This is a genomic window from Xanthobacter sp. DMC47 (assembly GCF_056313845.1).
In genome coordinates, this window is record NZ_JBQUZM010000001.1 from 1,932,314 (window position 1) to 1,945,178 (window position 12,865).

Consider the following 12,865-nt stretch of genomic DNA (forward strand, 5'->3'; position numbering starts at 1 on the left):
GAAAAGCCTCAATCGCTCGACCGCTCGATGGCCTCCTCGGCCAAGGCGATGGCGTCGGGCGTGCCCACGTGCATCCAGATGCCGTCCAAGCGCAAGCCGAACAGCCGCTCCGCCGCCCCCGCCCGATCGAACACGCGGTTGAGCGAGAAGGCGCCCTCGGGGGTGCCCTCGAACAGCTCCGGCTTCAGGATGGCGGCGCCGGCATAGACGAAGGGGGCGATGGTGCGCTCGCCCCGGCGCTCCAGATGGCCGAGCTTGTCCATCTGGAAATCGCCCATGCCGTCATAGCCGATGGAATGGGCCGCGGAGGCGAGGAGCAGCAGCGCATCCATCCGCTCCGGGTCGAACTGCTCCATGAGCCGGATGAGGTTGAGCCGCGCGCCCTCGATCCAGATGGTATCGGAATTGATGACGAGGAAGGGCTTTCCCCCCATCAGGGGCAGCGCCTTGCGCACGCCGCCGCCGGTCTCCAGCAGAACCCCGCGCTCGTCCGAGAGGACGATGTCCGGTGCGCCCGTCCGCGCCTTGAGATGCGCCTCCAGCATGTCCGCATGGTGGTGCAGATTGACGATGGCGCGCGGAATGCCCGCGGCCGCGACACGATCGAGCACATGATCCACCAGCGCGCGCCCCTCCACCTCCACCAGCGGCTTGGGGCGGGTGTCGGTGAGCGGCCGCATGCGGGTGCCGAGGCCGGCGGCCAGCACCATGGCGGTATCGATCCGGACGGTTCCGGCGGCGGGCGGGTCAAGCAGCGTGTCGGGGGCAGCGGTCACGCGGAGAGGTCCTTCGATGGCAGCACCGCCTCATACCACATGCGCAGCGATCCCAGCTCCTCGTGGGCGAGGCAGCGCGCAAGATGACGGCGGATGCGCGGCAGGTGCTTGAGATAGTGCGGCTTGCTATCGCGATCGTTGAGGCGGGTGAAGATGCCCAGGATCTTGCTCGCCCGCTGGGCGCCCATCAGCGCATAGGTGCGGGCGAAGCTGCGGGGATCGAAGGTCGGATCCGCCTCGCGGCGCAGGGCCACGTAGCGGGAGACGAGATCGAGTTCCAGCTCCTCCGGCACGTCCACCCGCGCATCCTGCGCCAGCGACACCACGTCGTAGGCGGCCGGCCCCATCACCGCATCCTGGAAATCGATGAGGCCGATGCGGCGCAGGCCCTCGCGGCGGGGCAGCCAGATGAGGTTGGGGGAGTGATAGTCGCGCAGCACCCAGGTGGGCGGCTCGGCCATGGCCGGGTTCAGCGCGCTCCGCCACAGCAGGCGGAACTCCTCCCGCACCACGCCGTCCAGCCGGATGCCACGGGACGGCAGATACCAGTCCAGCATCAGGTCGATTTCGGTGAGCATGGCGGCGACATCGTAGGACGGCAGCGCCCGCTCCACCCGGGGTGCGATGTTCAGCGTGCGCGGCAGGGGGCGGCTGTGCAGGGTGGCGAGCACCTCCACCGCCAGGCGATAGCGCTCCGGCACCGGGGCGGGCGGGGTGCCGGCCACCACGAATTCCGGGCCAAGGTCTTCCAGCACGAGAATGCCGGCTTCGAGATCCGCCGAATAGATCAGCGGTGCGGAGAGCCCCTGCGCCAGCAGTGCCCGGTCCATGGCGACGAACGGCTTCACGTCTTCCGCCAGATGCACGAGCTGGCTGTAGGGCAGGCCCCGCTTCAGCGGCGGCCCGTCCGGCTGGCGCGGGGCGTTCATGACGATGGCCGAGCGGTCGCCGAGCACGAGGCGGCTGTAGGAACGCGAAGAGGCGTCGCCCTGCAGGAAGCGGTGGGCCGCCTCGGCAAAGCCGCTCTGCTCGATGAGGGATTGCGCGATCATCAGCCGGTCGAGCCGCGGGCCGAAGCTGCCGTAGCCGGTGACGATGGCAATGCGCGCCTCGGGGCCGAGATCGGCCGCGTCCCGCGTGCCGGCGGCGAGGTAGAGCGCCACGTCGAGGCGGTCGGCAGGCAGGCGCTCCTCGGCGCGCTCGGGCCATTCCACCAGCAGCAGCGCGTTGTCGCGCAGCTCGTCCCAGCCGAGCTCGTCCAGCTCGTCCGGCTCCTGGATGCGGTAGAGGTCGGCGTGGACCACCCGGCCGCGGGGAAAGTCGTAGGAGATCAGGATCGGGAAGGTGGGGCTCGGCACGTCCACGCCGCCATCGTCGGCGAAGGCGCGGATGAGCGCGCGGGCCAGCTCCGTCTTGCCGGCGCCGAGGTCGCCGGTGAGGGTGATGGTGTCCTTCCCCCCGAACCAGCTGGCGATGAGGGCGGCGAGGCGGCTGGTGGCGGCGAGGTCCTTCAGCACCACGCGGCAGGCCACCGGCTGGCCTTCGAGGCGTTCGAGCAGGATGCTCATTCGGCAGCCTCCCGCCGGCGCTCGCCGTCGAGGGGGAAGATGCAGGTGGCGAGCGTCCCGCGCGTGGCGGAGGCCGGCCCCACGGTGACCGAGCCGCCGTGCAGGCTCACGAAGGAGCGCACGATGGCAAGGCCGAGGCCCACCCCGCGATGGCGCGGGCCGGCGCTGCGGCTCTCGAACCGGTCGAACAGCGTCTCCCGCACCTCCGCCGGGACGCCCGGGCCTTCGTCGCGCACGGTAAACACCAGCGCCCCCTCGCGCCGCGCGGCGCCGAGCGACACCGTGCCGCCCTCGGGCGAGACGGCGATGGCGTTGGACAGGAGATTGAACAGGATCTGCCGCAGCCGCCGCGCATCGGCGACGAAGGTGCCCGCGGCAGGATCGATGATCACCGCGAGGGAAAGCCGCGCCTCGTCCACGCTGTCGCGCACCGCCTCGGCGACCGAGAGCACCAGCTCGCGCACATCCACCTCGGCGAGGTCCAGCTCCATGGCGCCGGCATCGATGGTGGCGAGGTCGAGGATGTCATCGATGAGGGCGCGCAGCAGGTCCGAAGACTGGCGCATATGGTCGAGATAGTCGCGCTGGCGGTCGTTGAGCGGGCCGGCGAGGCCCTCGCGCAGCATGTCGGCATAGCCCATCAGGGTGTTGAGGGGCGTACGCAGGTGGTAGGAGACGTGGCCGACGAAGGCGTTCTTCAATTTGTCTGCCGCCTCCAGCGCCTCGGCGCGCTCGGTCAGCGCCCGCTCCCGCTCGGTGCGCGCGCGCTCGATCTGCACGCTGTCGGTCACATCGCGGAAGGTCACCATGGTGCCGCCGTCGGGCAGCGGCTGGGTGGCGCCGTCGAGCACACGGCCGTCCGGCCGCTCGATGCGCAGGGTGGTCGCATCGCGCGGGCCGATGGCCGTCACGGCCTGCCGGATGCGGGAGAAGGCGGCCGTCTCGCCATAGAGCGGGCGGCACATGGCGGCCACCGCGTCCACATGGGGCTTGTCGCCCATGGCCTGGGCATCGAGGGACCAGAGCGCGAGGAAGGCCTCGTTGTAGAGGTTGAGCCGCCCGTCCGCGCCGAACACCGCCACCGCCTCGGCGAGGCCATCCAGCGTCTCGCCCTGGATGCGGATGAGGCTGTTGTAGCGGCTCTCCAGCGCCAGATGCTCGGAGAGGTCGTCGAACAGATAGGTGATGCCGCCTTCGGCATTGGGCGTGATGACCACCCGCAGCATCTGCCCGCCGGGCAGGTGCCACCAGTCGTTCACCGGCTCGATGGCGCGATAGGCCTCGCGCAACTGCGCGCGCCACGCCCGGAAATCGGCCTGCTCGGGCACCTTGCGGCGGCGGCGCAGGTCTTCGAGGATCTCGCTCTCCGGCGGGCGCTGGTCGAGCAAACCGGGGGAGAGATCGAACAGCCGCTCATAGGCCGCATTGTGGAACACGAGACGCTCGTCGGCGCCGAAGATGGCCACGGCGGTGGTCAGCTGGTCCAGAGTGCGCTGGTGGGCGGCGACGGTGCGGGCCGTCTCGGCCTTCGCCGCATCCTCGCCGGTGACATCGATGGCGATGCCAGCGGTGCCGAACGGGCCGGCCACCTCCACCACGTCCATCTGGCGGCGCTGGCCGCTGGCCACAGCCTTCACACGCTGGCGGAAGGTGCCGGCCGTCCCTTCGGCGGTCAGAGCGGCGCTGCGGATGCGGGCGTCGAGGAGGTCGAGGCCCGCCGCGCGCGCCTCTTCGGAGGAGGGCGCGCCCACCGCCGTGGCGAAGGCGGGGTTCACATAGACCAGCGTTCCGTCCGGGCGGCGCAGCCAGGCCGGAGCCGCGGCGGCATCGAGGGCCGCCGCGAGGCCATGGGCCATCCGCTCCGCCTCGGCGAAATCGGCAGCCTCGGCCTTTGCGGACGTCTCCGCAGCATCGGCCGGGCGTACGAGCAGCACGCCCGCGCCGCCGAGGCTGCGCCCCTCGAGGCGCATGGGGCCCGCCGGGGTCTCCACCTGTTGGGAGACGGCGCCGTCTTCCCGGCGCAACTGCTCCAGGGCCCGGTCGAAGACCACCGAGGCGGCGCCGAGGCCGGCGCGGAAGGCTTCCGGCGTCGCGCCATGGACATCCACCGGCAGGGCGCGGCCGCTCCAGGCCATGAAGGCGGGCGCGCCGACGGTAAGAAGGGTGCGCGCGGCATGGGCTTCCGCCCGCGCCCGGGCAGCGGCGGCACCGGCGTCGCGGGCCTCGGCCTCGGCCTTGTCCATGCGCGCGCCGAGATCGGCCGCCACCCGGCGGGACCTCAGGGCGACGAGGCCGGCAACGGCACAGGCGGATAATGCGATGACCGGCCAAAGCGCCTCGGCCGCGCCCATGGCGATGCTCCAGCCGTCGGCGGCGGCCGGGGTGCCGGCGAGGGCAGTGGTGGCAAGGAGGAAGGAGCCGAACAGTGCGGTCCGGGTGCCGACGCAGAAATTCGCGCATCCCGTCGCCGGGGCTGGCTGCTGCCTGCGCCCGCGCGCCGGCCGCCGCGCGCCGCTCCTCCGGATGCGCTCCGCCATTCGCCCCGGTGTCCTTCCCCTGCCCTGCGGTTGCCGCAGCCTCTCTGCGGCGCGCCGCGAATCACTTGCGAAGGATAACGGAGCGTTTACCACCATTGAAAGGGCCGACCGCGGCCGGCCCACAGCCGGCAAATGGCTTTGCCGCTTCTAAACGTAGGCGACGGCCTCGATGCGCCAGCCGTCCGGGTCCATCAGGAACGAGGCGTAATAGCCGGGGCCATACTGGGGCCGCAGGCCCGGCGCGCCGTAATCCGTGCCGCCCGTGGCGAGGCCCGCCACATGGAAGGCCTCCACCGCCGCCCGATCCGCCGCGCAGAAGGCGATATGGGTGCCCGGTGGCGGCGTCACCGGCCCCTCGCGCAATTGCACCCAAAAGGGCGCGGCGCCCGGCACACCCTCCGGGGCCGGCAGGGTGCCGGGCGGCCCCCAGCAGGCGGACGCCCCCTCCGGTTCGTCATAATCCGCCACCCGCACGAGGCCGAGAGGGGCCAGCACCGCATCGTAGAAGCGCACCGCGCGGGCAAGGTCCACGGTGGTGACGGACAGATGCTCGATGATGGGGCGGATGGGCGTGAACGTCATGGGTCAGTTCCCCGTGTGCGCACGGGCCCGCGGGTGCGCGGCGCGCCAGGCATTCATGAGGGCCGCCGCATCCACCTGGGTATAGATCTGGGTGGTGGAGAGCGAGGCGTGGCCGAGCAGTTCCTGGATCGCGCGCAGGTCGCCCCCGCGCGAGAGGAGGTGAGTGGCGAAGGAATGGCGCAAGGCGTGCGGCGTCGCGCTGTCGGGCAGGCCCAGCGCCCCGCGCATCCGCTCCACCGCCAATTGCACGATGCGCGGCGAGAGCGGCCCGCCCCGGGTGCCCCGGAACAGCGGCTTGTCCGGCGCCAGCGCATGAGGGCAGAGCGCGCGATAGGCCTCCACCGCCGCGAGGACGGGGGCAATCAGCGGCACCATGCGCGTCTTGTTGCCCTTGCCGGTGACCGTGATCTGCGCCGTGCCGGGCGAGAGCATCCCGGCCGTGAGGCCCAGCGCCTCGGAGATGCGCAGGCCAGCGCCGTAGAGAAGGGCGATGACCGCCGCATCGCGCGCCAGCACCCATTGCTCGCGCGCCTCGCCGGCACGGGTGTCGGGATCGGCCAGCGCGCGGGCGGCGGAGACGGAGACGGGCTTGGGCAGACCCTTCGGCACCTTGGGTGCGCGCACCGCCGTAAGCGCGCCGACCTTGCCCTGCCCTTCCCGCTCCAGATGCCGGCCGAAGGAGCGCGCGGCTGCGAGAAGGCGCACCAGCGTGCGCGGCGCGACGCCCTCGGCGCGGCGTGAGGCGAGCACGGCGCGGATATCCGCCGGCGTGAGCGCGGCCAGATCCGTCAGCGTCGGGCGGCGGCCGAGGTGGTCGGTGAGCCGCAGCAGGACGACGGAGAGATCTCGGGCATAAGCCTCCAGCGTCTTGGCCGAGAGGCGGCGCTCATGGGCGAGCCGCGCCAGCCAGCCTTCGATGGCCGTCGCCACATCCGGCGCGGCGGCGCTGGCGAGGCCGTGGGCGGCGCGGGCGGCTCGGTCCTGATCGGTCATGGCCATGTGGGAAGACTCCGGCGATCCGGCCGATCCTGCAAGCGCCGGCCTTCAGAAAGCCTGAACGGAATTTTCGGAGGGCCCCCTTGTCATCGAGATATATCGAACGATATAACCATCGTCGTTATATCGAACGACATATCTAAGGAGACTTCCGAATGTTCGGATGCAGACGAGACTGGCGGGACGCCCGCCGTGGCCGCGGGTTTGGCGGCGAAATGGGCGGGGACTTCGGCGAACATGAGTTCGCGGGCCGTGGCGGCCATGGCCATGGTCCTGGCGATTTCGGCGGCCATCGCGGCGGGCCGGGGGGACGCGGCGGGCGCGGCGGCGGCGACATGTTCCGCATCGGCCGCATGCTGGCCCAGGGCGACCTCAAGCTTCTGGCCCTGTCGCTCATCGCCGAGCAGCCGCGCCACGGCTACGAGATCATCAAGCTGATCGAGGAGAAGACCGCCGGCTGGTATTCGCCGAGCCCGGGCGTGGTCTATCCCACCCTCACCTTCCTGGAAGAGGCCGGCTACGTGACCGCCGAGGCCGACGGCTCCAAGAAGCGCTACGCCATCACCGAGGAAGGCCGCGCCTACCTCGCCGAGAACCGCGACTTCGCCGACGCCATCATCGGCCGCCTGTCCGAGATCGGCCTCAAGATGGGCCGGGTGAAGAAGTGGATGGGCTGGAGCGAGAATGGCCCGAGCCACGGCGCCGAGCTGCCCCGCCTGGTGGAGGCGGCGCTCGAAAACCTGCGCGACGTGACGCGCGAGAAGCTGGAGCAGAACCGCGGCGCCGAGACGCGGATCGTCGAGATTCTCGCTCGCGTGGCCAACGACATCCGCGAGGCGTGAGCCCCGCGGCAAGGGCGGGCGACATGGGGCGGGCGCCGACCGTTGCCGCCCGCCCTCGCGATGAAGTGATGTTTTAAACATCACTAATAATGCTTGATCGCTTAATAGACCGGGTGTAAGCAGCACAAATCACGCTTAACGCCTGCCGTCAGCGATCATGATCACTGCTGCCCAGCTCCGTGCCGCCCGCGCCCTTCTCGGCCTCGACCAGCGCGCCCTTGCCGGCCTGTGCGGCCTCTCGCTCCCCACCATCCAGCGCATGGAAGCCAGCGACGGCGTGATCCGCGGCAATGTGGATTCGCTGATGAAGCTGGTGGGGGCTCTGGATGCCGCCGGGGTCGATCTCATCGGCGAAGGCGCGGTGAGCGACGGCGGCGGACGGGGCGTGCGCCTCAAGGCGCCGCGCGCGACGGGGGACTGAGATGGCCCCCGCCCTCGCCCCCACCTTCCAGCTTCTGACGGCGCTCGCAGCCGTGGCCGCCCTGCTCGCGCTGGCCGTGGCCGGCGTGCTGCTGGCGCGCGGGCCGCTTGGACGGCCAGTGGTCTATGGCGGCGCGCTGGTGGTGACGCTGCTCGCCGCGCTTTCCGCCCTTACCGCCATCGCCGCGCCCACGGGCGCCCTTGTGCTGCCTTTGGGCATTCCGTGGATCGGCGCGAACCTCCGGCTCGATGCGCTCTCCGCCGTCTTCCTGTTCGTGGTGAATCTCGGCGGCGCGGCGGCGAGCCTCTACGGCCTCGGCTATGGTCGGCATGATCATGCGCCCGAGCGGGTGCTGCCCTTCTTCCCGGCCTTCCTCGCCGGCATGAGCCTCGTGCCGCTGGCGGCGGATGCCTATACCTTCCTCCTCGCTTGGGAATTCATGTCCCTCGCCTCCTGGGCGCTGGTGGTCTCCCACGACAAGGAGGCCGGCAACGTGCAGGCGGGCCTCGTCTATATCCTCATGGCCTCCTTCGGCACGCTGGCGCTGATGCTGGCCTTCGGCCTGCTGGCGTCAGGCGGGGGCTTCACCTTCGAGGCCATGCGCGCCGCCCCGCCCACCGGCTGGGCCGGCGCGGTGGTGCTGGCGCTCGCCATGCTCGGCGCTGGCTCCAAGGCCGGCCTCGTGCCGCTGCATGTCTGGCTGCCGCTGGCCCACCCCGCCGCGCCGAGCCATGTCTCCGCGCTCATGAGCGGGGTGATGACCAAGGTCGCCGTCTACGGCTTCATCCGCATCGTGTTCGATCTCGCCGGCCCGCCCGAGTGGTGGTGGGGCATCCCGGTGATCGTCGCGGGCGCGGTGGCCGGCGTCGTCGGCGTGCTGCAGGCGCTGCTGCAGGGCGACACCAAGCGCGTGCTGGCCTTCTCGACCATCGAGAATATAGGGCTGATCTTCGTCGGCCTCGGCCTCGCCCTCGCCTTCAAGGCCTCGGGCTTCGGCGGGGCGGCGGCGCTGGCCTTCACGGCGGCGCTGTTCCACGTGTTCAACCACGCGGCCATGAAGAGCCTGCTCTTCTTCGGCGCCGGGGCGGTGCTCACCGCCACGGGGTCGCGGGTGATGGACCGCCTCGGCGGGCTCATCCACCGCATGCCCGTGACCTCGGTGGCCATGCTCATCGGCGCGGCGGCCATCTCGGCCCTGCCTCCGCTGAACGGCTTTGCCTCCGAATGGCTGGTGTTCCAGGCCATCCTGCTCAGCCCGGAACTTCCGGCCTGGGGCCTGAAGCTCTCCGTGCCCGCAGCCGGCGCGCTGCTGGCGCTGGCAGCGGCTTTGGCGGCGGCGTGCTTCGTAAGGCTCTACGGCATCGTCTTCCTCGGGCGGGCACGCAGCGAGCAGGCGGCGAACGCCCATGAGGTGGACGCCTTCTCCCGCGCGGCCATGCTGGCCCTTGCCGGCATCTGCGTCGCCGCCGGCCTGTTCCCCGGCCTCGTCATCGATGCCTTACAGCCGGCCGTCGCGGCCCTCATCGGCGTGAAGATGCCGGCGCAGAGCGAGGTGGCATGGCTCTCCATCGTGCCGGTGGCGGAAAGCCGCTCGTCCTATAACGGCCTCCTCGTCTTCCTCTTCATCGCCTCCTCGGCGCTGCTCACGGCCTTCATCATCCACCGCCTCGCCACCGGGGCGGTGCGGCGCGCGCCGCCGTGGGATTGCGGCTTTCCCAATGCCGACCCGGTGACGCAATATTCCGCTGGTTCCTTCGCCCAGCCCATCCGCCGCGTCTTCGCCCGCACCCTGTTCGCGGCGCGCGAACGGGTGGAGATGCCGCCGCCCGGCGCGCTCGCCCCGGCACGCATCGAGATCACCGCCCGCGATCCCGCCTGGGCCTTCCTGTTCCTGCCGCTGGCCGGGCTGGCGGAGCGCATCGCGACGCGGGCCAACCGCCTGCAATATCTCACCATCCGCCAGTATCTGGCGCTGGTGTTCGGGGCCCTCGTCCTCCTGCTCCTGGTGCTGGCGCTATGGACATGATGGCGAACCTGCTGGTGCAGGGCACCCAGATGCTGCTGGTGCTGGCCCTGGCGCCGCTCCTCACCGGCCTCGTGCGCAAGGTGAAGGCGCGCCTCACGCGGCGGCGCGGCGCCTCCATTTTCCAGCCCTACCGCGACCTCGCCCGGCTCCTGAACAAGGAGGCGGTGCTGGCGGAGAACGCCTCCTGGCTGTTCCGCGCCGTGCCCTATTTGCTGTTCGCGGCGACCTGGGTGGCGGCGGCTTTGGTGCCCACCTTCGGCACTGGGCTCATCTTCTCCTGGTCCGCCGACCTCATCGTGATTACCGCGCTGCTCGGCTCGGCCCGCTTCTTCCTGGCGCTGGCGGGCATGGATGTGGGCACCAGCTTCGGCGGCATCGGATCGAGCCGGGAGGTGATGATCTCATCGCTGGCCGAGCCGGCGATGATCATGATCGTCTTCTCCCTCGCCCTCGTCGCCCACTCCACCCAGCTCTCCACCATCGCCTCGGTGATGGTCGCGGGCGTGGGCCTGCGCGTATCGCTGGCGCTGGCGCTGGTGGCGCTCGCTATCGTCGCCGTGGCCGAAAACGGGCGCATCCCGGTGGACAATCCCGCCACCCATCTGGAGCTGACCATGGTCCACGAGGCCATGGTGCTGGAATATTCCGGCCGCCACCTCGCGCTCATCGAGCTGGCGGCGCAGCTCAAACTCCTCCTCTTCCTCTCCCTCGTCGCCTGCGTGTTCGTGCCGTGGGGGCTGGCACCGGCCGGCGCCGGGGCCGGCGCCGTGCTGCTCGGCATGGCGAGCTATGGCGCAAAGCTCGCGGCGGGCGCGGTGCTGCTGGCGGTGTTCGAGACCTCCATCGCCAAGATGCGGGTGTTCCGTGTGCCGGACTTCCTCGGCGCCGCATTGATGCTGGGGCTGCTCGGCACCCTGCTCCTCTTCGTGTCGAGGATCCTGTGATGGACCGCACGCTCGAACTCGCGCACGGAACGCCGCTGGACGCCGCCCTCTCGGCCAGCCTCGTGTTCGACGTGGCCCATCTGTTCGCCGGCGCGCTGGTGCTCATCAGCTTCCTGATGCTCTATCAGGACCGGCTCTATGCGCTGCTGAAAGTCTTTGCCCTTCAGGCGGTGGTACTCGCCCTCTCGGTAGGCTGGCAGGCGCTGGCGCAGGATGCGCCGCATCTTTATGTCACCGCCGCCATCGCCCTCGTCTTCAAGGCGGTGGTGATCCCGCTGGCGCTCGCCCGCATGGTCGCCCGCCTCGGCATCCACCGTCAGGTGGAAACGGTGGTCTCCATCGGCCCCACCATGCTCGCGGGCATCGCCCTCGTGGCGCTCTCCCTCGTGGTCATGCTGAAGGCCACCGCCGGTGTCGGCGGCGCGGCGGATGCGCTGGCGCGCGAAGACCTCGCCTTCGCCCTCTCCGTGGTGCTGCTCGGACTTTTGATGATGGTGACGCGGCGCAATGCCGTCAGTCAGGTCATCGGCTTCATGTCGCTGGAGAACGGCCTCATCCTCGCCGCCACGGGGGCGAAGGGCATGCCGCTGGTGGTGGAGATTTCCGTCGCCTTCTCGGTGCTGATCGCCCTCATCGTCATCGGCATCTTCCTGTTCCGCATCCGCGAGCGGTTCGACACCGTGGACGTGGACGCCCTCGACCGCTTCCGGGGAGGGCGCGCATGAGCATCCTCTCAGACCCCGCTCCCCTCCTCGTCGCGGTACCCGCCATGAGCGCCGTGCTGCTGGCGCTGGTGCCGTCCTATCGCGCGGGCGCGCTGCTGAATGTCGCGGCCTGCGGCCTCACCTTCGCGCTGGCCCTGCTGCTGCTCGGCGCGCCGCGGATCGCCGGGCCGTTCCTCATCGTGGACGATCTCAACATCGTCTTCGTGGTGCTGAACACCTTCGTCGCCTTCACCACCGCGTGGTTTTCCGCCGACTACATCGCCCACGAGCTGGAGACGGGACGGCTGACGCCGCTCAACCTGCGCTTCTACCACGCCATGTATCAGGTGCTGCTCGGCGCCATGACGCTGGCGCTGCTCTCCAACAATCTCGGCGTGATGTGGGTGGCCATCGAGGTGGCGACGCTGACCACCGTGCTCATGGTCGGCCTCTACCGCACCGAGGCGGCCATCGAGGCGGCGTGGAAATATTTCATGCTCGGCTCGGTGGGCATCGCGCTCGCCCTGTTCGGCACCATCCTCGTCTACATGGTGGCACAGCCCGTGGTCGGCGAAGGCACGGACGGGATGATCTGGAGCGTGCTGATGAAGCACGCCCGCGATTTCGACCCGGCGCTGCTCAACGTCGCCTTCGTCTTCCTGCTGCTGGGCTACGGCACCAAGGTGGGCCTCGCCCCGCTCCATGCCTGGCTGCCGGATGCGCATTCCGAAGGCCCCACCCCCATCTCGGCGGTGCTCTCGGGCCTCCTGCTCAATGTGGCGCTGTTCGCGGTGCTGCGCTTCAAGTCGCTGCTCGCCGCCCATCCCGGAACGCTGGCACCGGGGCCGCTGATGATGGCCATGGGCCTCGGCTCTTTGCTGCTCGCCGGCTTCATGCTGTACCGGCGGCGGGACATCAAACGCCTGTTCGCCTATTCCTCCATCGAGCACATGGGCATCATCGCCTTCGCCTTCGGGCTCGGCGGGCCGCTCGCGAATTTCGCCGGGCTGCTGCACATGACCATGCACAGCCTCACCAAGTCCGCCATCTTCTTCGCCGTGGGCCATGCCTGTCAGGTGAAAGGCACGCAGGAGCTGGCGCAGATCCGCGGCCTCACCACCTCCCACCCGCTGCTGGGCTGGAGCCTCGTGGCGGGTGTCGTGGCCATCGCCGGCCTGCCGCCGGCCGGCGTGTTCATGAGCGAGTTCCTGGTGGTGACCAGCGCCTTCGCCGCCCGGCCCTGGCTGGCGCTGATCTTGGTCCTCGGCCTGCTCATCGCCTTCGGGGCGCTGATGGTGAAGCTCTCCGCCATCGCCTTCGGTGAGCCGAGCCCGGGCACCGATCCGGTGAAAGCGAGTTTCGTGCCCATGGGCGTCCACCTCGCCCTCGTCTTCGCCGCCGGGCTTTATCTGCCGCCGGAGCTGGTCGCGTGGTTCCGCCATGTGGCCGCGGTGCTGGGCTAGGAGGGC

11 protein-coding genes are annotated in these 12,865 nt (G+C 70.4%); 6 read left to right on the top strand and 5 right to left on the bottom strand.

Annotated elements, in window-relative coordinates; genetic code table 11:
- Nucleotides 1-8: 8 nt before the first annotated feature.
- From ACT54R_RS08935 to ACT54R_RS08955, 5 genes are all read right to left on the bottom strand, one after another.
- Nucleotides 9-710 (bottom strand): nucleotidyltransferase family protein, encoded by a 702-nt coding sequence (locus ACT54R_RS08935; protein ID WP_168458741.1) that lies wholly within the window; start codon nt 708-710, stop codon nt 9-11.
- A gap of 62 nt (nt 711-772) precedes the next feature.
- Nucleotides 773-2,344 (bottom strand): tRNA (adenosine(37)-N6)-threonylcarbamoyltransferase complex ATPase subunit type 1 TsaE, encoded by a 1,572-nt coding sequence (gene tsaE / locus ACT54R_RS08940; protein ID WP_476325487.1) that lies wholly within the window; start codon nt 2,342-2,344, stop codon nt 773-775.
- Nucleotides 2,341-4,881 (bottom strand): sensor histidine kinase, encoded by a 2,541-nt coding sequence (locus ACT54R_RS08945; protein WP_476325489.1) that lies wholly within the window; start codon nt 4,879-4,881, stop codon nt 2,341-2,343. Before ACT54R_RS08945 ends, tsaE begins: the two co-directional genes overlap by 4 nt.
- 147 nt (nt 4,882-5,028) lie before the next feature.
- Nucleotides 5,029-5,463 (bottom strand): VOC family protein, encoded by a 435-nt coding sequence (locus ACT54R_RS08950; protein ID WP_476325491.1) that lies wholly within the window; start codon nt 5,461-5,463, stop codon nt 5,029-5,031.
- A gap of 3 nt (nt 5,464-5,466) precedes the next feature.
- On the bottom strand, nt 5,467-6,462 hold the full coding sequence (locus ACT54R_RS08955; protein WP_476325493.1) for a tyrosine recombinase XerC: 996 nt from the start codon (nt 6,460-6,462) through the stop codon (nt 5,467-5,469).
- A 212-nt stretch (nt 6,463-6,674) separates the two neighbouring features.
- On the opposite strand from ACT54R_RS08955, the gene ACT54R_RS08960 reads away from it, so the two are divergent.
- The 6 genes from ACT54R_RS08960 (at nt 6,675) to ACT54R_RS08985 (ending at nt 12,859) form a co-directional block, all read left to right on the top strand.
- Nucleotides 6,675-7,301 carry a PadR family transcriptional regulator gene (locus ACT54R_RS08960; RefSeq protein WP_476326440.1) on the top strand — a complete coding sequence of 209 codons (627 nt, stop codon included), beginning with the start codon at nt 6,675-6,677 and terminating at the stop codon, nt 7,299-7,301.
- A 157-nt stretch (nt 7,302-7,458) separates the two neighbouring features.
- On the top strand, nt 7,459-7,722 hold the full coding sequence (locus ACT54R_RS08965) for a helix-turn-helix domain-containing protein (RefSeq protein ID WP_168458356.1): 264 nt from the start codon (nt 7,459-7,461) through the stop codon (nt 7,720-7,722).
- 1 nt (nt 7,723) lies between these two features.
- Complete coding sequence (gene hyfB, locus ACT54R_RS08970) at nt 7,724-9,748, top strand: hydrogenase 4 subunit B (RefSeq protein WP_476325495.1); 2,025 nt, start codon at nt 7,724-7,726, stop codon at nt 9,746-9,748.
- On the top strand, nt 9,745-10,692 hold the full coding sequence (locus tag ACT54R_RS08975; protein WP_476325497.1) for a respiratory chain complex I subunit 1 family protein: 948 nt from the start codon (nt 9,745-9,747) through the stop codon (nt 10,690-10,692). Before hyfB ends, ACT54R_RS08975 begins: the two co-directional genes overlap by 4 nt.
- The gene (locus tag ACT54R_RS08980) at nt 10,692-11,417 is read left to right on the top strand and encodes a hydrogenase-4 component E (RefSeq protein ID WP_476325499.1); all 726 of its coding nucleotides are present in this window, start codon (nt 10,692-10,694) and stop codon (nt 11,415-11,417) included. The genes ACT54R_RS08975 and ACT54R_RS08980 overlap by 1 nt, the downstream gene beginning before the upstream one ends.
- Nucleotides 11,414-12,859 (top strand): hydrogenase 4 subunit F, encoded by a 1,446-nt coding sequence (locus ACT54R_RS08985; protein ID WP_476325501.1) that lies wholly within the window; start codon nt 11,414-11,416, stop codon nt 12,857-12,859. The genes ACT54R_RS08980 and ACT54R_RS08985 overlap by 4 nt, the downstream gene beginning before the upstream one ends.
- Nucleotides 12,860-12,865 lie beyond the last annotated feature (6 nt).